This window comes from Microvirga sp. jy35 (genome assembly GCF_056148915.1).
In genome coordinates this window covers 89,652-106,290 of sequence record NZ_JBWBEW010000004.1, presented here as the reverse complement: position 1 = coordinate 106,290, position 16,639 = coordinate 89,652, and the positions used below count along the sequence as shown (strand labels likewise).

Sequence of the window (16,639 nt, the reverse complement as noted above, 5' to 3'; positions counted from 1 at the left end):
CTTGCGGCCGGCAGGATTGACCTTTCACCCGTGCTGCATACGATTGACTCGTACGCTGTACGACGAGATGCCATCGTACGCTGTACGAGTCAATCGTCCAGGATCGACATTCCCCGCGTCGTCGGCATAGATCGGCGTTCCGATCGGCAGGAAAAGACGGATGGCAGACAGACGCAGCAGCCCCGGGAGCAGGGGATCTCGACGGACAGGGGCGTCCCCGACATCCGTGCAGGAGCCGGCCGGTGCACCGTCCCTCTCCCTGGACCGCATCGTGGCGACCGCGGTGGAACTGCTGGACACCCAAGGGATCGACGGATTGACGATGCGCCGGCTGGCCGACCGGCTGGGCTCAGGGGCGATGAGCCTGTACTGGCACGTGGACGGCAAGGAGGAAGTCTTCGATCTCGCGCTCGACTCGGTTCTCGAATACCGTGGGCCGCAGCGAACAGCCGGGGTCGAAGACTGGCGCGCGGACGTCGTCCATATGCTCGAGGACTGGCGCGCCTGCATGCTGCGCCATCCCTGGTCGGCATCGCTGCTGCCGCGCCGGGCGCTCGGCCCGAACATCCTCGGCCGCCTGGAGCTGCTGGGCAGGACCCTGTCCGGAGCCGGTGTCGCGGACGCGGATCTGAACGCCGGAATATGGTCGCTCTGGAACCATGTGATGGGCGCCACCGTCACCCGGGGAAGTTTCGACCTCTCGGACGACGACAGGGCCGCCGCTCAGCGCCGTCTGACGGACCTCAGCCAACGCTATCCGACCATCGAGCGCTCCCGTCTTCTGCTGGACGATGACTGGGACGGCGCCTTCAGGAAGGGCCTCGACTTCCTGCTCGACGGCATCGCTCCGGGGCCCGGCAAGGCTCAGCAAAGCTAACGCGTGTATCCCTGCACCAGGTGACCTGACTTCAGGCACACGAGGCATGCGGATCCTGACCATGACGAACATCCACCTTCCCGACGTCGGCGTCACCATGGCCCTGGTGGCCAGCCTGCAGGCGAGCCTGCCGGATTTCGGCCGGATCGTCGATCGGTTCGGGCATCCGGCCCCGGCTCTGCGAAAGCTTGGTCTCATGCACTGGGAGAACGGGCGGTTCGAGACGGCCGGCCGGACCTTCGAGGCCGCGCTCTCTCTTGCCCCCGAGGATCCCGACCTCTGGCGCGATCTGGCGAGCGTCTACAGCGCCTCGGACCGCGACGAGCAGGCCCTGACGGCGATCCGGACGTCCCTGGAGCTCGATCCGCACAGCGCCCCGTCCTGGCAGGCCCTTGCCAGCATCGCCGACCGGCTCGACGATGCCGAGATGGCGGAGGACGCCTATCGGCGCACGGTCGCCCTCGACCCGAAGGCGCCCGCGGCCCATCTCGGGCTCGGCCTGCTGCTGTTCAGGAAGAAGCACTACCAGGAGGCGCTGGCTGCCGTGCGCACCTCCGTGGCGCTCGATCCCGTCAACGGCCTGGCGCATTTCGCCCTCGGCCACCTGTCCTTCATCGCGTGCGATTTCGCTGCTTGCGCGCACGCCTTCGACGAGGCCGCCCGGCTCACCCTGGAGCTCGATCCGCCGACCCGGCAGAAGCGGGCCCGCGCCCTGACGTTCCAGGCCATGATCGAAGGCCGCGTGCAGGAAGCCCTTCGCGACTACGCGGCCATCGCCGGCGAGGACCGCGAGGATCTCGACATCATCGCGCGCGACGCTTTTTCCGTGCTCAGCGCATCCGGCCATCTGGAAGCCGCCACTGAGATCGGCCGGATGCGGCTTGCCGAGCAACCCGACGATCCGGTCCGGCGCTATCTCCTCGACGCCGTCCTCGGGCGGAGCATGGATGCCGCTCCCACGGACTATATCGAACACACCTTCGATCAGTTCGCGCCCCAGTTCGACAGCAGGCTCGTCGAGACCCTGCAGTACAATGCCCCGCGCGAGATAGCCAAACTCGTGGCCGGGCACCGGACCGGCTTCGCGCGCATGCTCGATCTGGGCTGCGGCACGGGTCTCGCGGCCGCGGAACTGCAAGCGCTCGGCGCGGACCTGATCGGGGTCGATCTGTCCTCGGGGATGCTGGCACAGGCGCAAAAGCGCGGCCCATACACCGAACTCGTCAAGGCGGAGGCGGTCGCTTATCTGGAGGCCACACCCCACCGCTTCGATCTCATCTTCGCGGCGGATTCGCTGATCTATTTCGGCGATCTCAAGCCCCTGATGCGCGCCGCCGCCGGCGCCCTGGCGCCGGGAGGACTCTTCGCCTTGAGCATTGAGCTTGCCGCAGGAGACGGCTTCACCCTGCAGCCCTCCGGCCGTTTTGCCCACTCCCTCGACCATCTTAAGACAAGGGCCACCGACTTCGTCGTCCTGGAGACCATGGAGAGCACCATCCGGCTCGAAGCAGGCCGTCCGGTGCCGGGTCTCTATGTGGTCATGAAAAGGCGGTGAGGGGCGCCGGGCCTCTCACCGAGAGGCCCGCCGCATCGAACGGCTTTGAGGAAGAGAGCTCCGCCGCGACCTCTGTCGACCGGCAAGTCCAAGCGCTGGCGCGCAGGCCAGCGGCGATTACACCTGATCCCCATCGAGCATGCGGCGCACCTTGGCGGCCAGCTCCGCATAGGTGAAGGGCTTTCCGATCAGATGCATCCCGGGGTCGAGGCGACCGTGGTGGACGATGGCGTTCGAGGTGTAGCCCGTCGTGAACAGAACCGGCAGCCCCGGCCTGCGCCGGGACACCTCATCCGAGAGCGCGCGCCCGTTCATCCCGCCGGCCAGAACGACATCGGTGAAGAGGAGCTGGATCTCCGGATGCCGCTCGACGATCTCCAGAGCCCCCCGACCGTCGCCGGCCTCAAGGACCCGGTATCCGAGATCCCGCAGGGCCTCGGTGGTGTAGGTGCGCAGATCAGGCTCATCCTCCACGACCAGAATGGTCTCGCCGGCACCTCGCACCATGGCGGGGGCCTTTGCCGGCAGTTCGGCAGGCTCCTCATCGGAGCCGATCAGGCGGGGCAGGTAGATCTTGATCGTCGTTCCTTCGCCCAGCTCGCTGTAGATCCTAACATGGCCATTGGACTGCCGGACGAAGCCGTAGACCTGGCTCAGGCCCAGCCCCGTTCCCTTGCCGGCTTCCTTGGTGGTGAAGAACGGCTCGAACACCTTCTCCATCGTGGCCTTGTCCATGCCGGTGCCGGTGTCGGAAACGGCCACGAGCACGTACTGCCCGGGCGGCACCGGCTCGGCCAGTGCCTCCACATAGGCCTCGTCCAGACGGGCATTGGCCGTCTCGATGGTGAGCCTGCCGCCCTCCGGCATGGCATCGCGGGCGTTCACCGCCAGGTTGAGGATCGCGTTTTCCAGCTGGTTCGGGTCCGCCTGGGAGCGCCAGAGACCGCCGCCGAGAACCGTCTCCAGCACCACCACTTCGCCGAGCGTCCGCCGCAGGAGGTCCGACATGCCGGAGACGAGCTTGTTGACGTCGATGGGCTTGGGATCGAGCGGCTGGCGCCGGGAGAAGGCCAGCAGCCGCTGGGTCAGGGTGGCGGCGCGGCGCGTCGCCTCCATGGCGTGCGTGGCGGCCCGCTGGAGGCGGTCGGACCCCTCGGGCAGGCGGCGCTGGAGGAGCTCGATGTTGCCGACGATGATGGTGAGCAGGTTGTTGAAGTCGTGGGCGATGCCGCCGGTGAGCTGGCCGATGGCCTCCATCTTCTGGGCCTGCCGCAGGGCCTCCTCGGCCTTCAGGCGCTCGGCGACCTCCTGGGTTACGCGCTCCTCGAGGGTCTCGTTCAGGCGCCTGAGCTCCTCGGTCGCCCGCTCGGCCTTCTGACGGGCGAGGAGCAGCTCGCGCTCGTACTTGCGCCGGTCGGCGGCATTGAAGAGGGTGATGCGGTGAACCAGCGGGCGGCCGTTCGCATCCCGCTTCTGGACCATGTTGGCCAGAACCGGCAGGGGACGTCCATCGGCGCAGGCCAGATCGAAGGCGATCTCGTTCACGAAGCCCTGCATCCGCAGGAGCGGCGTCAGGTGCGTGTCGTAGAAGATCTTGGCGCCGACGCTCAGGAAATCCTGGAAGCACTTGTTGCCGACGAGGTCCTGCCGGTCCATGCCGATCCAGGTCAGAAATGTCTGGTTGGCTCTGATGACCGTGCCGTCCGGCAGGGTCGACAGGTAGCCGCAGGGGGCGCCCTCGTAGAGTTCCTCAGCCGTTTCGATCAGCGACCCTAGGTCCATCTTCACTATGCGACAGCCTTTGCCGGAGCCGGATCGCCCAGGAACGCTTCCATGGCCGCGATGGTCTCCTCAGGCGCACTCAGGTTCGGGCAGTGCCCCGTGGCCCTGAGTTGAACGAACGCGCTGCCCGGAAGGTTCTGGTGCATGTAGCGCCCGACGGACTCGGGAGCAATGGCATCCTGAGAGCACTGGAGAATGAGCGCCCTGGTCTTCACGCCGGGCAGATCGGCCCGATTGTCCGAGAGGAACGTCACGCGGGCGAAGTGCTTGGCAATGTCCGGGTCGGTGCGGCAGAAGCTGTTGGTCAGTTCCTCGCCAAGCTCCGGGCGCTCCGGGTTGCCCATGATCACCGGAGCCATGGTGCTCGACCAGCCGAGATGGTTGCTGTCGAGGAAGTCGAGCAGGCCCTCGATGTCCTCCTGCTTGAACCCGCCGACATAATCGCCGTCGTTGATGTAGCGCGGCGAGGGGCCGATCAGGACCAGCCGGTCGAACCGATCCGGCTCCTTGATGGCCGCGAGTGCTCCGATCATGGCGCTGACCGAGTGGCCGACGAAGATCACATCCTTCAGGTCCAGTTCCCGGCAGATCGCCAGCACGTCGTCGGCATAGCCGTCGAGCGAGGCGTACTTCGCCTGGTCGAAGGCGGCGGCATCCGACTGCCCATGCCCGACATGATCGAAGAGAACGATCTTGTACCTGTCCTCGAAGGCCGGCGTGATGAAGCGCCACATGTTCTGATCGCAGCCATAGCCATGGGCGAAGATCATGGGCTGCTGGCCGCGCCCCAGAACCTTGATGTTGTTACGTTTGAGAACGGCAGACATGAGATCTCCGTGGAGGCCAAAGACCAGGCAGATGGTGTGAATGGGTGCCACCTGCTGACGGCAGCGGGCGCCAGCTTTGCTATGCAGGCCCTTTAATTAGACGGGCCCATTTCCTTGTCAACGGACCGGCCGCGCACGCCGACCATTCGGCGCCGCGCCGACTCACATATCACTGATGCGAATGTTCGCCGCCAAGATATCAACGAGGATCGGCCCCGGGTCAAATTCACGGGCGATGGGCGATGCTCGAGTGGGTGGGATCCGCGACGGTCACCGGCCCGACGAGCCTTCGTCATCCCGGTGCGGGAAAACCATCGATGCGCGGCGACGACACCGATCCTTCATATGGCTGCTCGAAAGGTCTCGTTGAGGCCCAGCCAATAGGCATCGATCTGCTCGACCATGCGCAACAGCTCATCCGGGCGCGCCGGCTTCACCAGGTACGAGTTCGCCCCGAGATCATAGGCCCGCTTGAGATCGATGTTCTCCCGCGAGGAGGTCAGGATGATCACGGGAACGCCCCGAAGGATCGGGTGCCCCTTGATCCACTCGAGCACCTCGAAGCCGGATCGGCGGGGAAGCTTGAGATCCAGGAGAACGACCACCGGGCGCGGCCGGTCCGGAACGCTGCCGGCTCCATCGAGAAACGCCAGCGCTTCGTCGCCGTCCACCACGAAATGGAGGGGGGTCTCCACCTTCGCCTTCCGAAAGGCCCGGGCGAGCAGGTCCCGGTCGTCGGGATTGTCCTCGACGATCAGGATCAGGTCGTCGGTAGGGTTCATTCCGGCCTCTCCTTCCGTGCCGACCTGAGCTCGATCCAGAAGCGGCTTCCCTCTCCTGGATGTGAGATCACGCCGCTGTGGCCGTCCATGCGTTCAAGGCTTCTGCTGACGATGGCCAGGCCGATCCCCGTCCCCGCGTAGCTTTCCACGCCATGGAGACGCTGGAAAGGCTGGAACACGCGCTCCTGATGGGCGGGATCGATGCCGATGCCGTTGTCCTCGACCCAGAGCCGCACCCGCCCGTCCCGCTCTTCGGCCCTGATGCATATCCGGGGTGTCCGCTCCAGCGGGACGAACTTGATGGCATTCGACAGCAGATTCGCCGCGGCCTGAACGAGCGTGGGCGGATGAGCCATGACGTCGGGCAGCGGATGCTTCACCTCTACCACCGCCTTCTTCTCCCGAATCTGCAGCTCCGCATCGGCGATCACCCTTTCCACCGTGGTCTTGAGGGCAACCGGGCGCACGCTCACCTCCTCCCGGGCCAGACGGCTGTAGGTGAGGATGTCCCGGATCAGTTCTTCCATGCGATCGGCCGCGGCAACGATGCGACCCGCGAAGCGATGACCCTCCTGCGGCAGGACCGGGCCGTAATCCTCCACGAGGGCGTCGGCATAGCCGTGCATGGCGCGCAGCGGCGCCCTCAGGTCGTGGGAGATCGTGTAGGCGAAGGCATCGAGCTCCCGGTTGACCTGGGTGAGCTGGAGGGTGCGCTCCTCGACCTGCCGTTCGAGGTTCTGCCGGAAGCCTCGCTCCGCATTCAGGAGCCGGGCGTTGGCGCGCTGGCGTGCGATCCAGATCACGCCGAGGATGGTGCTGACCAGCGCCAGGATGCCTGTGAGCGCGGCGACCCGGCTGGTCCAGACGGCCTGTTGCTCCAGGCGCTGGGTGCGGGAGACCATGATGTCCCGCTCGGCATGCTCGAACGCCACGATGGCAGCGTCGATCTCCTCCATCAGCCTCTGCCCTTCATCCGTCCGGACCAATGCCAGGGCCTCCTCGAAGCTGCGCTGCCGAAGCTCGACCGTTCGGGCGAGCTCGTCCAGCTTTGCCTGGACGAGAGGGCGAAGACGGCGAAGGCGGTTCACCTGCTCTGGATCCAGCACACCGCGCTCCAGCTGCTGGAAGCTGCTCCAGACACGTCCGATCGCCTGCTCGTAGGGAGCAAGGTAGCGGCGTTCCCCGGTGAGGATGTAGCCCCTCTGGCCCGTCTCGGCGGCGCGAACGTCCACGTGCAGTTCGGCCACCCCCTGGAGGATGGAGCTCGCGCGCAGAACCAGGGCTCGGGCCTCCGACAGGCTCAGGAGAAACACGTTCAGCGTGATCGCGCTGGCCACCAGCAGCGCCCCGGCAACCGCAAGGGCCGCAGAGCCGGGAAACAGCCTCATGCGGGAAGGTCCCGACGTACCAGGGTCATGCGCCGGCGGGGTCTCGACGGCCGCTCGTGCCCTTGGGCTATCGGCGGACAGGATCAACGGAGCTTCCCGTTCGTTGCCTTTGCGGCCTCGTGCACCAGTTCATCCGTCGTTTCTTGCCTGAATGGTCCCATGCTCATCCTCTTTGTCGACGACGACCCCGATACCCGTGTGCTGGCAATTCGGGCCGTCGCCCAGGAGTTCCCCGACGCCGACGTCCGAGAGGCCCCCGATCTGAACGGGCTCGACGACATCCTGCGGGAGCAGGCACCCGACATCCTGGTCACCGATTACGACCTGCGCTGGTCGGACGGGATCGCGGTTTTCGACAAGGTCAAGGCGGTCAATCCCTTCTGCTGCACGGTCATGTTCACGGGCACCGGCAACGAGGAGCTGGCGGTTCAGGCTCTCAAGCACGGCTTCGACGACTACGTGGTCAAGGGGTCCAAGCAGCTTCGCCGCCTCGCCATGGCGGTTCGCTCGGCCCATGACCGCAGGCGGGAGCTGCTCGAGCTGAGCAAGAACCGCGACCTGGTTCTCAAGGAGCTGTACCACCGGCTGCACAACAACCTTCAGATCGTGATCAGCCTCCTGCGCATGACCGGGAAGGCGATCACGAACGAGAGCGACCGGGAGCAGCTCGCGGACCTTCAGCGGCGCATCCAGGCGCTGAGCGCCCTCCAGGAGGAGTTCTACCGTTCGGAGGACTTTCGCCGGGTGGACTTTGCAGCCTTCGTCGATCGGCTTTCCGGGAGCCTGGCCGGGCTGTCAGGCGGGCGCGTTCGACTGGCTCTTCGGCTGGAAGCGTTGGAGTTGCCGGTTGACTTGGCCGTGCCGTTCGGGCTCATTGCCAATGAAGTTCTCACCAATTCCCTGAAGCATGCATTTCCGGATGATCGCACCGGGCAGTTGTCGGTGACCCTCGAAGCGTCAGCGGATCGGGCGGTTCTGACCATCGCCGACGACGGTGCGGGATACCCTGAGGATTTGGATCTGTCTGTGGCGTCCGGCGTCGGAATGCGCCTCATCCGACGGCTGACGGACCAGATGGAGGGTGAGGTGTCGTTCGAGCGAGGCGAAGCGGGAGCCCTATGCCGGATCAGCGTTCCACTCTGAGCGGGAGGCTGCGTGTTCTCATCGTCGAGGACGAAGCTCTCGTGGCGGATTACATCGCCGATGTGCTCGAGGAGGCCGGCCACGAAGTGGCGGGCTTCGCCGCGACCGGCGAGAAGGCGCTCCAGTCCCTGGAGCGGGACCGGGTCGACCTCGCCATCCTGGACATCAAGCTGAAGGGCCCCATGACCGGGATCGATGTCGCCCACGCGGCGCGCGAGCGCGCCATCCCGTACCTGTTCATTTCCGGTTCGGGCGAACCGCTGACCCGTCTGGCCGCTGAGGCAACCGGGCCGCTCGCCTTCCTCCAGAAGCCGTTCAACCAGGACGAGCTCGTCTCGGTCCTCAGGGCCGCCGCGGAACGCGAGGTCGCGCCTTAGGGCTCTTCCTCGGATCCCCTCGCGATCCCCGATCCGTCAGAGCCATCGGTTCCGGCGGAAGCGCCAGTACAGCCAGCCGCACGCCGCGAGGATCATGGCCAGAATGAGGGCATAGCCGTATTGCCACTCCAGTTCCGGCATATGCTCGAAGTTCATGCCGTAGATCCCGGCCACCGCCGTCGGCACCGCCAGGATGGCGGCCCAGGCGGCGAGCTTGCGCGTGATCTCGGTCTGCTGCGCTTGGCCCGTCATCAGGCTGGTCTCGAACGCGAAGGCCAGCACCTCGCGTAAGGATTCGATCTCCTCCTGCACCCGGCGGATATGGTCGGACACGTCGCGGAACAGGGGGAACATGGCAGGGTCGACCCCCGGCAGCCCCGGCTGTTCGAGGCGGCGGCAGACTTCCACCAGGGGCACGGCGGCGTTGCGCAGGCGCAGCAGGTCCCGGCGGAGCTGGTAGAGGCGCGGCACCTGGGTCGAGGATGCGGTCTCGGCCAGGATGCAGTCCTCGATCGCCTCCACCTCCGCCTGGATCGTCTCGATCACCGGCATGTAGTTGTCGACGATGAAGTCGAGGATGGCATAGAGGATGAAGTCTTCCCCTTCCGAGAGCGCCTTCTGGTCCGCCTCGCAGCGCTCGCGCACCGGCGTGTAGGACGTCGAGGCGCCGTGGCGGACCGAGACCACGTAGCCCTGCCCGACGAACAGGTGCGTCTCGCCGAAGGTGATGCGCCCGTCGAGCATCTGGGCCGTGCGCGCAACGACGAACAGCGCCTCGCCGTATTGCTCGAGCTTGGGCCGCTGATGGGCCTTGAGCGCATCCTCGATGGAGAGGTCATGCAGGTTGAACTCCCGCTGAACCTGGCGCAGGAGATCGAGGCCTGGCTCATGCAGGCCGATCCAGACCACATGGCCGGGCTTCCTCGACCATTCGCCGGCATCCCCGATGGGGATTTCGGCCACGCGCCGGCCCCCGGCATAGACGGCGGAGGCCACCACCCCGGGGGGAGCCTCGGACGGCGCGGATACGAGCTTGAGCGGATTCGTCATGATCAACCAACGCGGAGCAGGCTTGTCGGTGCCGTCGGATTCAGGCCGGGAACGGGCCATGACCGGACCCTGCTGGTGTTCGCCCCTGACCGCTCGATAAGTTTGTCGGGTTTGTCGGAACCGAACCCGAGCCGGAAGCCTCAAATGGTTCATGACGATGAACCGGTCCGCGCCCGCCGCTCGAGACAAAAATCTTAGTAATTTCCGGAAAACGACATAAGTAGGTCTAATATAAGGTAGAGTTTTCAAGAAAAAATCGCCCATCCGAAGAGGGCGCTTCAAGTTGTCGGATCCGTAGGGGCAAATAAAGAGATCCGATGAACATCATATATTCACAAGGAACGCCCTCTGTCACGCCTTCATGTCGATAAATTGTACGGTATGGTACGGTTCTCGAATGGACCTCTTTCCTACATTGAGTGCCTATTCTTAGACCGATATGGTGCGAACTCCGTAGGGGCAAAATACGGACCGAAGCGTCGCGCACACGGTCGATCGAAAGACCGGGCGCGGCTCTTCCCCTTGTTGATGATCGACCAGAACATGAGAAGTTGCATTGCCTCGGTTCTACCTTGACGTATCCATCGGGGACGATTTCACCCGGGACGATGTGGGCATCGATTACGAGAGTCTGGCGGTCGCCGAATATCACGCCGCCCGCTCGGCGGTCGAGATCGGCCATGACGTCCTGCCCGAGGGTCGCGCACCCAAAGTCAGCGTGCGGGTCCGGGATGCGGATGGCTTCCTGCTCCTCACCGTGGACGTCGCCATGACGGTGCGCCGGACGGCTCGCGCCCTCATGTGAGACAACGGTCCACGAACTGCGTGTCGCTCCTCACGCGGAACGGGCTTCAAGTCGCCCCGGCCCTGGTCTCGATGACCCTCCGGTATTCAGCCTCGGGCATGCCGTAGCTGCCGCCGGCACGCTCTTCGAGCTTGGCCCGATCGAGCACCCGGATCAGGCCGCGGGTCCCCTTGATCATGCGCTCCCCTTCGAGGATCTGCAGCCCCACGGTGACCCCGGCCCGCCGGACGCCCAGCATGAGTGCGAGATATTCGTGGGTGAGCGGCACCTCGTCACCGTCCAGGCGATCGTGGCTCATGAGGAGCCACCGGGCCAGGCGCTCGTTGGTGGTGAAGCGGCCGTTGGCCAGAGCCGTATGGGCAGTCTGGATCCAGACCGTGTGGGCGTAGAGCGTCAGCAGCTTGCGCAGCGTCAGGCTGCACTCTATCGCCTCCCGCAGATCCTGGGCCCTCATGCGCAGGGCCGATCCGGCCACCTGAACGAAGGTCCGGTGGATGGAGCTGTCCAGGCCATGGACGACCGATACGCCCACCAGCCCCTCCCGGCCCACGCTTGAGACCTCGATCTGCTTGTTGTCCTGGGAGATGGCAATGACGGAGCAGATACCCTGCTCGACGAAATAGACGTGCTCGATGGGGATGCTGGGCTCCACCAGCACATCCGGGCGGTTCAGGGGCGCCGGTTCAAGGAAGGGCTGGAGCCGCTCCAGATCGTCCGGGGAGAGCGCCCGGAGCAGGCGGTTGCGGATCACAGGCAATGGGGGATGAGACATGGCTCGCCCTCGGTTGGGGCGGGAGCGCGATTGTGTCTCTCAATGGCCTACGCCCGGATCAACCAGCAGGCTATGAAAGACCATACGCCCAGAAGTCCCTCTTGGCCCATGAAATCGTACGAAGAGTGTAAAATCGTACGAAGAGTGCGCGCTTTTTGCCGCTTGGAGCATCGTGCGGAAAACCGGGTCCACTTTTCCGCCTCCTCATGCGCGCCGCCTGCGGGAGCGTCTGGGCCATGTTGCCGTTCGCCGCGTGCCACCAGCCCCGGTAGGGGAGAAACCACCAGCCGTCGGCGTCGAGGTGCCGGGCCATGCTGTCGGCCCGGACCGGCCTTGCACAAGGTATCGGATCGCAGGACAAAGGCTTCGGCCTGAACATCCCGTCGAGCCAGGAGCGACCGCGTGAATCTCACAAGTTACGGCAGAACATTGGTAGCGGGTGAAGCAGGGGGTGAACTGCTCGGCGCGGAGGTGGGTCTCAGCTTCTGGGGCGGCGTGGATCCTCAAACGGGGATCGTCATCGATCAGCATCATCCCTTGCGCAACCAGAGCCTGGCCGGGCGGGTGCTCGCGATCCCGAGCGGCCGTGGATCCTGCTCCGGAAGCGGCGTGCTGCTCGAACTGATCCTGAACGGCCATGCGCCGGCGGCCATCGTCATCTGCGAGCGCGAAGAGATCCTCACCCTCGGTGCAATGGTCGCCGAGGTGGTCTTCGACCGGTCGATCCCGGTGCTGCGGGTGGACCGGGAGGTGTTCGCACACATCGGTGAGTACCGGTACGCCAGAGTGGCAGAAGGCAGTCTTCAGCTTCTCCATGAGCCGCCTGCCGAGGATTGGCAGCCCGGCCAGGCACAGCATGGGGGCAACGAGGACACGCCGGTCCGATTGGATGCGATCGACCAGGCGTTCCTTTCGGGCCAGCACGGCAAGGCGGCGCAGGTTGCGATGCGCCTGCTGCTCCGCATGGCCGCCGTTCAGGAGGCCGAGGCCTTCATGGATGTCTCCCAGGTGCACGTCGACGGCTGCATCTACACCGGGCCGGCAAGCTTGCGCTTTGCGCAGATGCTGGTCGCGTGGGGAGCGCGCGTGCGGGTGCCGACGACCCTCAACGCCATCTCGGTGGACAAGCGCCGCTGGCGTGCACAGGGCGTGGCAGACGACTTGGGAAATCCGGCGAGCGCCCTGGCGGACGCCTATCTTGCCATGGGCGCCGAGCCCAGCTTCACCTGTGCGCCGTACCTGCTCGAGACCGCTCCGAAATTCGGCGAGCAGGTGGGCTGGGCGGAGTCGAACGCGGTGGTCTATGCCAACAGCGTGCTCGGCGCCCGGACGATGAAATACCCGGACTACCTGGACATCTGCATGGCCGTGACCGGGCGTGCCCCGCTGGCGGGCTGCCACCGCGATGCCGGACGGCGGGCGACGCTCGCCCTGGATGTCGAAATGCCCGCAGGAACCGACGACAGCTTCTGGCCGCTGCTCGGCTATTGCTGCGGCTCCGTCTGCGGCACCGAGATCCCTCTGATCCGCGGGCTTGAGACGAGCGCCGCAGGGCCGGACGCGTTGAAGGCTTTTGGCGCAGCCTTTGCCACGGTTGCCGCCGCACCGATGTTTCACATCGCCGGGATCACCCCGGAGGCGGACGGGCAAAAGCCGGAGCGCCAGATGCGCATCGCATTGAGCGCGTTGCGGCAGGCCTGGGAGGCTCTGAACACGGCAGCCTTGCCGGAGGTCGGGCTTGTCAGCCTCGGCAATCCGCACTTCTCCCTGAGCGAGTGCGCTCGCCTGGCCGCGCTCGTGCGGGGGCGAACCAAGTCCGCGGACGTTGCGCTGGTCGTGACCTGCGGCCGGGCCGTGTTTGAGGCGGCCTCACGGGCCGGGCATGTGGCCGAGGCCGAAGCCTTCGGCGTTCAGTTCGTGACGGATACATGCTGGTGCATGCTCGGCGAGCCGGTGATCCCCCCAGAGGTCCGGACGCTGATGACCAACTCCGGCAAGTACGCGCATTATGCGCCGGGCCTCGTCGGACGCGGGGTCCGGTTCGGCAGCATGGCCGCGTGCGTGGAGGCCGCCTGCAGCGGCAAGGCGCAACAGGAGCCGCCTGCCTGGCTGCGGTAAGGGCGGATTGCTCGGACGGTTGATCTGCCACGGCGGCGGGCGTACGAGGTCCTGATCGCGAACAGCCCGTCCGCCAGCTCACGCGTCGATCCGGCTGAAGGCCTTTGCACAGGAACCGCCTCATGAAGAAGATCGGCTTTCTCTCGTTCGGGCACTGGTCGCCTTCGCCCGGATCGCAGACCCGCTCGGCCCGCGACACGCTCCTCCAGTCCATCGACCTTGCGGTGGCGGCCGAGGAGCTCGGCGCGGACGGCGCTTACTTTCGCGTCCACCACTTCGCCCGCCAGCTCGCCTCGCCGTTCCCGCTGCTGGCGGCCATCGGGGCGAAGACCAGCCGCATCGAGATCGGCACCGCCGTCATCGACATGCGCTACGAGAACCCGCTCTACATGGCCGAGGACGCCGGCGCGGCCGATCTGATCGGCGGCGGACGCCTCCAGCTCGGCATCAGCCGCGGCTCGCCCGAGCAGGTGATCGACGGCTGGCGCTATTTCGGCTACGCGCCGGAGGAGGGCCAGAGCGATGCCGACATGGCGCGCCAGCACACGGAGGTGTTTCTCCGCGTGCTCAGCGGCGAGGGTTTTGCCCAGCCGAACCCGCGCCCGATGTTTCCCAACCCGCCCGGCCTGCTTCGCCTCGAGCCGCATTCGGAAGGCCTGCGCGAGCGCATCTGGTGGGGCTCCGCGTCCGACGCCACGGCCATGTGGGCCGCGCAGCAGGGCATGAACCTCCAGAGCTCGACCCTGAAGGAGGATGAGTCGGGCGAGCCCTTCCATGTGCAGCAGGCCCGGCAGATCCGCCGCTACAGGGAGGCCTGGAAGGAGGCCGGCCATACCCGCGAGCCGCGCGTCTCGGTCTCGCGCTCCATCTTCGCGCTCATAGACGACCGCGACCGCGCCTATTTCGGACGCGGCAAGGACGACGACCAGATCGGCGTCATCGACAACATGCGCGCGATCTTCGGCCGCTCCTACGCGGCGGAGCCTGACAGGCTCGTGGAGGAGCTGAAAGGCGACGAGGCGATTGCGGAAGCCGACACGCTGCTTCTCACCGTGCCGAACCAGCTCGGCGTCGCCTACAACGCCCATGTGATCGAGGCCATCCTGAAGCATGTCGCCCCGGCGATGGGCTGGCGGTGACGATCGCCCTGGGGAAACGGGCCGCTGTATGGCCTTTCTACAGGCTGGGGAGATCGCTCAGGCGCGTGGTGTAGCGCGGTGAGCGCTTCTCGAACTTCGTCTCCCACGGCTTCCTGATGCCGGCCGCCGCCAGGGTGACGGTGCCCCGGCCGAAGCGGGCGTTGGCCGCGTCCATGGCGGTCATGAGCCTGTCTCCTTTCTCGCGATCGAAGCCCCCGAAGAGGGCGCGCGGCGCCCGGTCCATAGCGACGAGATCGACGGTTACCACCCCCGCCTTGGAGTAGCGGTAGCCGTCGCGCCAGATCTGCCGCGCGCCCGCCTCGGCCGCCTTGACCAGGACCGTGGTGTCGTTGGTGGCCTCGATCAGCTGCACGGTGGTCGAGACGCTCCGCTGCGGCTGGTCGGCGTCATGGGCGGAGGTGTGGTAGAAGACCGTCACGTGCGCGGTGCCGAGGCCCTGCCTACGCAGCTTTTCCCCCAAGCGGCTCGCATGGGTGGAGACCGCCTCCAGCATCATGGGCAACTCAGTGATGCGCCCCGCGAACATGCGCGTGACCGCGCAGCCCTTCTGCTGCGGCGGCACGAGCTCCAGGGGCATGCAGGACACGCCCCGCAGCTCATGCACGATGCGCTCGCCCGTGACGGTCAGGAGCTGGCGCGCCTGGCGCAGGTCCATGGCCATGAGGTCCGCCACGCTCTCCAGCCCCAGGCGTTCGAGCTTTGCGGCCGACGCCCTGCCGATTCCCCACACGTCCGACACCGGCATGCGCACCAGCCAATGGGCCCGGATCTCCTCGTTGGTGAGATCGCACACGCCGCCCAGTTCCGGAATGCCTTTGGCGATCCGGTTGGCGAGCTTCGCCAGCGTCTTCGTGGGGCCGATGCCCACGCAGGTCGGGATGCCCACCCATTGCCGCACGGTCGCGCGCAGGTCGCGGGCGTAGGCCGCAAGATCGCGACGGTCGAACCCGGAGACATCCAGAAAGCTCTCGTCGATGGAATAGACCTCCACGTTCGGCGTGAAGCGGCGATAGACCTCGTTCATGCGCCAGCTCATGTCGCCGTAGAGCGTGTAGTTGGAGGAGAAGACCGCCACATTCTCCCGCCGGCACAGGTCGCGGATCTTGAAGAACGGCTCTCCCATGCGGATGCCCAGGGCCTTCGCCTCCGCGGTGCGGGCGACGGCGCATCCGTCGTTGTTGGACAGGACGATCACCGGCCGGCCCTCGAGCTTCGGATCGAACACCCGCTCGCACGAGCAGTAGAACGAATTGCCGTCGATCAGCGCGAAGGTCATCGCCGGCCCTCGTGCTTGGCTTCGGGCTTGGCCTCGGTGAGACGGCGGTAGATGCCCGTGGCGACCCCGAAGACCAGATACTCCGTGTGCTCCGCCATGGGGAAGGACGGGAAGTCGTCGTTCTCGAACGCGAACCTGACGCGCCCGCCCTTCAGCAGCAGGCGCTTGACGCTGCGCTCCCCGTCGATGTCCACCACGACGATGTGGCGGTTTCCCGGCGTGATGCTGCGGTCGACGATGAGCAGGTCGCCAGGAAAGATCCGCGCCTTGATCATCGAGTGGCCGCCCACCTTGAAGAGAAACGTGAAGGCCGGATTGGGCGCCATCCAGCGCGGCAGCTCCACGTTGCCCTCCACATAGTCCTGGGCCGGGGAGGGGAAGCCCGCGCACAAAACATGACCGATCACCGGAACGCTCACCGTCCCGCCGCCACCGACGCCTGCCAGCACCTTCTGCTCTCCCTGAGTTGAGAACAAAGAGGGAACATATTGACGCAGGCGGCGTCAATCGGCGGCGGCTGGCCGGACGCGGATTCCGTAAGGGAAGCTCAGAATATCCGCAGACGAGGGGGCTTATTCACATGTATCCACAGGGTTGGGGGAACTAGAAGTAGAGCGATGAGCTTTCGCCACGCCTGCTGTTGCCGCCGGGTTGAAGGGGCAGCCCGAGGCCTGGCCGATGGCCTCGGTTCCTGAAGAGGCGGGGCGACCCGCTATCCTTCCCGTGC

At 66.1% G+C, this 16,639-nt stretch carries 15 protein-coding genes; 7 read left to right on the top strand and 8 right to left on the bottom strand.

The genetic code is table 11. The annotated features are described in order from the left end of the window. The first annotated feature begins 160 nt into the window (after window positions 1-160). Window positions 161-877 carry a TetR/AcrR family transcriptional regulator gene (locus tag AC0QTX_RS05315; RefSeq protein ID WP_474602788.1) on the top strand — a complete coding sequence of 239 codons (717 nt, stop codon included), beginning with the start codon at window positions 161-163 and terminating at the stop codon, window positions 875-877. A gap of 61 nt (window positions 878-938) precedes the next feature. Further along, window positions 939-2,432 carry a methyltransferase domain-containing protein gene (locus AC0QTX_RS05310; RefSeq protein ID WP_474602787.1) on the top strand — a complete coding sequence of 498 codons (1,494 nt, stop codon included), beginning with the start codon at window positions 939-941 and terminating at the stop codon, window positions 2,430-2,432. Window positions 2,433-2,549: 117 nt separating this feature from the next. Here AC0QTX_RS05310 and AC0QTX_RS05305 read toward each other — a convergent pair whose 3' ends face one another. The 4 genes from AC0QTX_RS05305 to AC0QTX_RS05290 form a co-directional block, all read right to left on the bottom strand. Continuing rightward, entirely contained in the window at window positions 2,550-4,214 is a 1,665-nt protein-coding gene (locus AC0QTX_RS05305; RefSeq protein WP_474602786.1) for an ATP-binding protein, read from the bottom strand. A gap of 5 nt (window positions 4,215-4,219) precedes the next feature. Next, window positions 4,220-5,041: an alpha/beta fold hydrolase gene (locus AC0QTX_RS05300; RefSeq protein ID WP_474602785.1), complete on the bottom strand. Its 822-nt coding sequence runs from the start codon at window positions 5,039-5,041 to the stop codon at window positions 4,220-4,222. 341 nt (window positions 5,042-5,382) lie between these two features. Then, entirely contained in the window at window positions 5,383-5,823 is a 441-nt protein-coding gene (locus AC0QTX_RS05295) for a response regulator (RefSeq protein WP_474602784.1), read from the bottom strand. Continuing rightward, a complete protein-coding gene (locus AC0QTX_RS05290; protein ID WP_474602783.1) occupies window positions 5,820-7,211 on the bottom strand; it encodes a sensor histidine kinase in 1,392 nt (463 codons plus the stop codon). Before AC0QTX_RS05290 ends, AC0QTX_RS05295 begins: the two co-directional genes overlap by 4 nt. A 159-nt stretch (window positions 7,212-7,370) precedes the next feature. Here AC0QTX_RS05290 and AC0QTX_RS05285 point away from each other — a divergent pair, with 159 nt between their 5' ends. Together AC0QTX_RS05285 and AC0QTX_RS05280 are read left to right on the top strand one after the other, a co-directional pair. After that, window positions 7,371-8,354: a sensor histidine kinase gene (locus tag AC0QTX_RS05285; protein WP_474602782.1), complete on the top strand. Its 984-nt coding sequence runs from the start codon at window positions 7,371-7,373 to the stop codon at window positions 8,352-8,354. After that, window positions 8,330-8,731, top strand: coding sequence for a response regulator (locus AC0QTX_RS05280; RefSeq protein WP_474602781.1), 402 nt, complete (start codon window positions 8,330-8,332; stop codon window positions 8,729-8,731). Before AC0QTX_RS05285 ends, AC0QTX_RS05280 begins: the two co-directional genes overlap by 25 nt. A gap of 36 nt (window positions 8,732-8,767) precedes the next feature. Here the strand turns inward: AC0QTX_RS05280 and AC0QTX_RS05275 are convergent, their stop codons facing one another. Beyond that, entirely contained in the window at window positions 8,768-9,781 is a 1,014-nt protein-coding gene (locus AC0QTX_RS05275) for a magnesium and cobalt transport protein CorA (protein ID WP_474602967.1), read from the bottom strand. A 556-nt stretch (window positions 9,782-10,337) separates the two neighbouring features. On the opposite strand from AC0QTX_RS05275, the gene AC0QTX_RS05270 reads away from it, so the two are divergent. After that, entirely contained in the window at window positions 10,338-10,586 is a 249-nt protein-coding gene (locus AC0QTX_RS05270; protein ID WP_474602780.1) for a DUF6894 family protein, read from the top strand. A 46-nt stretch (window positions 10,587-10,632) separates the two neighbouring features. Here AC0QTX_RS05270 and AC0QTX_RS05265 read toward each other — a convergent pair whose 3' ends face one another. Next, complete coding sequence (locus AC0QTX_RS05265) at window positions 10,633-11,358, bottom strand: Crp/Fnr family transcriptional regulator (RefSeq protein ID WP_474602779.1); 726 nt, start codon at window positions 11,356-11,358, stop codon at window positions 10,633-10,635. Between the two features lie 402 nt (window positions 11,359-11,760). On the opposite strand from AC0QTX_RS05265, the gene lhpI reads away from it, so the two are divergent. Together lhpI and AC0QTX_RS05255 are read left to right on the top strand one after the other, a co-directional pair. Beyond that, the gene (lhpI, locus tag AC0QTX_RS05260) at window positions 11,761-13,476 is read left to right on the top strand and encodes a cis-3-hydroxy-L-proline dehydratase (RefSeq protein ID WP_474602778.1); all 1,716 of its coding nucleotides are present in this window, start codon (window positions 11,761-11,763) and stop codon (window positions 13,474-13,476) included. 122 nt (window positions 13,477-13,598) lie between these two features. Beyond that, entirely contained in the window at window positions 13,599-14,615 is a 1,017-nt protein-coding gene (locus AC0QTX_RS05255) for an LLM class flavin-dependent oxidoreductase (protein WP_474602777.1), read from the top strand. A 37-nt stretch (window positions 14,616-14,652) separates the two neighbouring features. On the opposite strand, the gene AC0QTX_RS05250 is transcribed toward AC0QTX_RS05255, so the two are convergent. Then, window positions 14,653-15,912 carry a Y-family DNA polymerase gene (locus tag AC0QTX_RS05250; RefSeq protein WP_474602776.1) on the bottom strand — a complete coding sequence of 420 codons (1,260 nt, stop codon included), beginning with the start codon at window positions 15,910-15,912 and terminating at the stop codon, window positions 14,653-14,655. Next, a complete protein-coding gene (locus AC0QTX_RS05245; RefSeq protein ID WP_474602775.1) occupies window positions 15,909-16,361 on the bottom strand; it encodes a LexA family protein in 453 nt (150 codons plus the stop codon). Before AC0QTX_RS05245 ends, AC0QTX_RS05250 begins: the two co-directional genes overlap by 4 nt. Window positions 16,362-16,639 lie beyond the last annotated feature (278 nt).

What these genes read in the sequence shown, in the direction of transcription:
- AC0QTX_RS05285 (WP_474602782.1), top strand. Translation starts at nt 7,371, where the DNA reads ATGCTCATCCTCTTTGTCGACGACGACCCCGATACCCGTGTGCTGGCA.
- AC0QTX_RS05290 (WP_474602783.1), bottom strand. Translation starts at nt 7,211, where the DNA reads ATGAGGCTGTTTCCCGGCTCTGCGGCCCTTGCGGTTGCCGGGGCGCTG.
- AC0QTX_RS05265 (WP_474602779.1), bottom strand. Translation starts at nt 11,358, where the DNA reads ATGTCTCATCCCCCATTGCCTGTGATCCGCAACCGCCTGCTCCGGGCG.
- AC0QTX_RS05295 (WP_474602784.1), bottom strand. Translation starts at nt 5,823, where the DNA reads ATGAACCCTACCGACGACCTGATCCTGATCGTCGAGGACAATCCCGAC.
- AC0QTX_RS05300 (WP_474602785.1), bottom strand. Translation starts at nt 5,041, where the DNA reads ATGTCTGCCGTTCTCAAACGTAACAACATCAAGGTTCTGGGGCGCGGC.
- AC0QTX_RS05310 (WP_474602787.1), top strand. Translation starts at nt 939, where the DNA reads ATGACGAACATCCACCTTCCCGACGTCGGCGTCACCATGGCCCTGGTG.
- AC0QTX_RS05305 (WP_474602786.1), bottom strand. Translation starts at nt 4,214, where the DNA reads ATGGACCTAGGGTCGCTGATCGAAACGGCTGAGGAACTCTACGAGGGC.
- AC0QTX_RS05250 (WP_474602776.1), bottom strand. Translation starts at nt 15,912, where the DNA reads ATGACCTTCGCGCTGATCGACGGCAATTCGTTCTACTGCTCGTGCGAG.
- AC0QTX_RS05280 (WP_474602781.1), top strand. Translation starts at nt 8,330, where the DNA reads ATGCCGGATCAGCGTTCCACTCTGAGCGGGAGGCTGCGTGTTCTCATC.
- AC0QTX_RS05315 (WP_474602788.1), top strand. Translation starts at nt 161, where the DNA reads ATGGCAGACAGACGCAGCAGCCCCGGGAGCAGGGGATCTCGACGGACA.
- AC0QTX_RS05275 (WP_474602967.1), bottom strand. Translation starts at nt 9,781, where the DNA reads ATGACGAATCCGCTCAAGCTCGTATCCGCGCCGTCCGAGGCTCCCCCC.
- AC0QTX_RS05255 (WP_474602777.1), top strand. Translation starts at nt 13,599, where the DNA reads ATGAAGAAGATCGGCTTTCTCTCGTTCGGGCACTGGTCGCCTTCGCCC.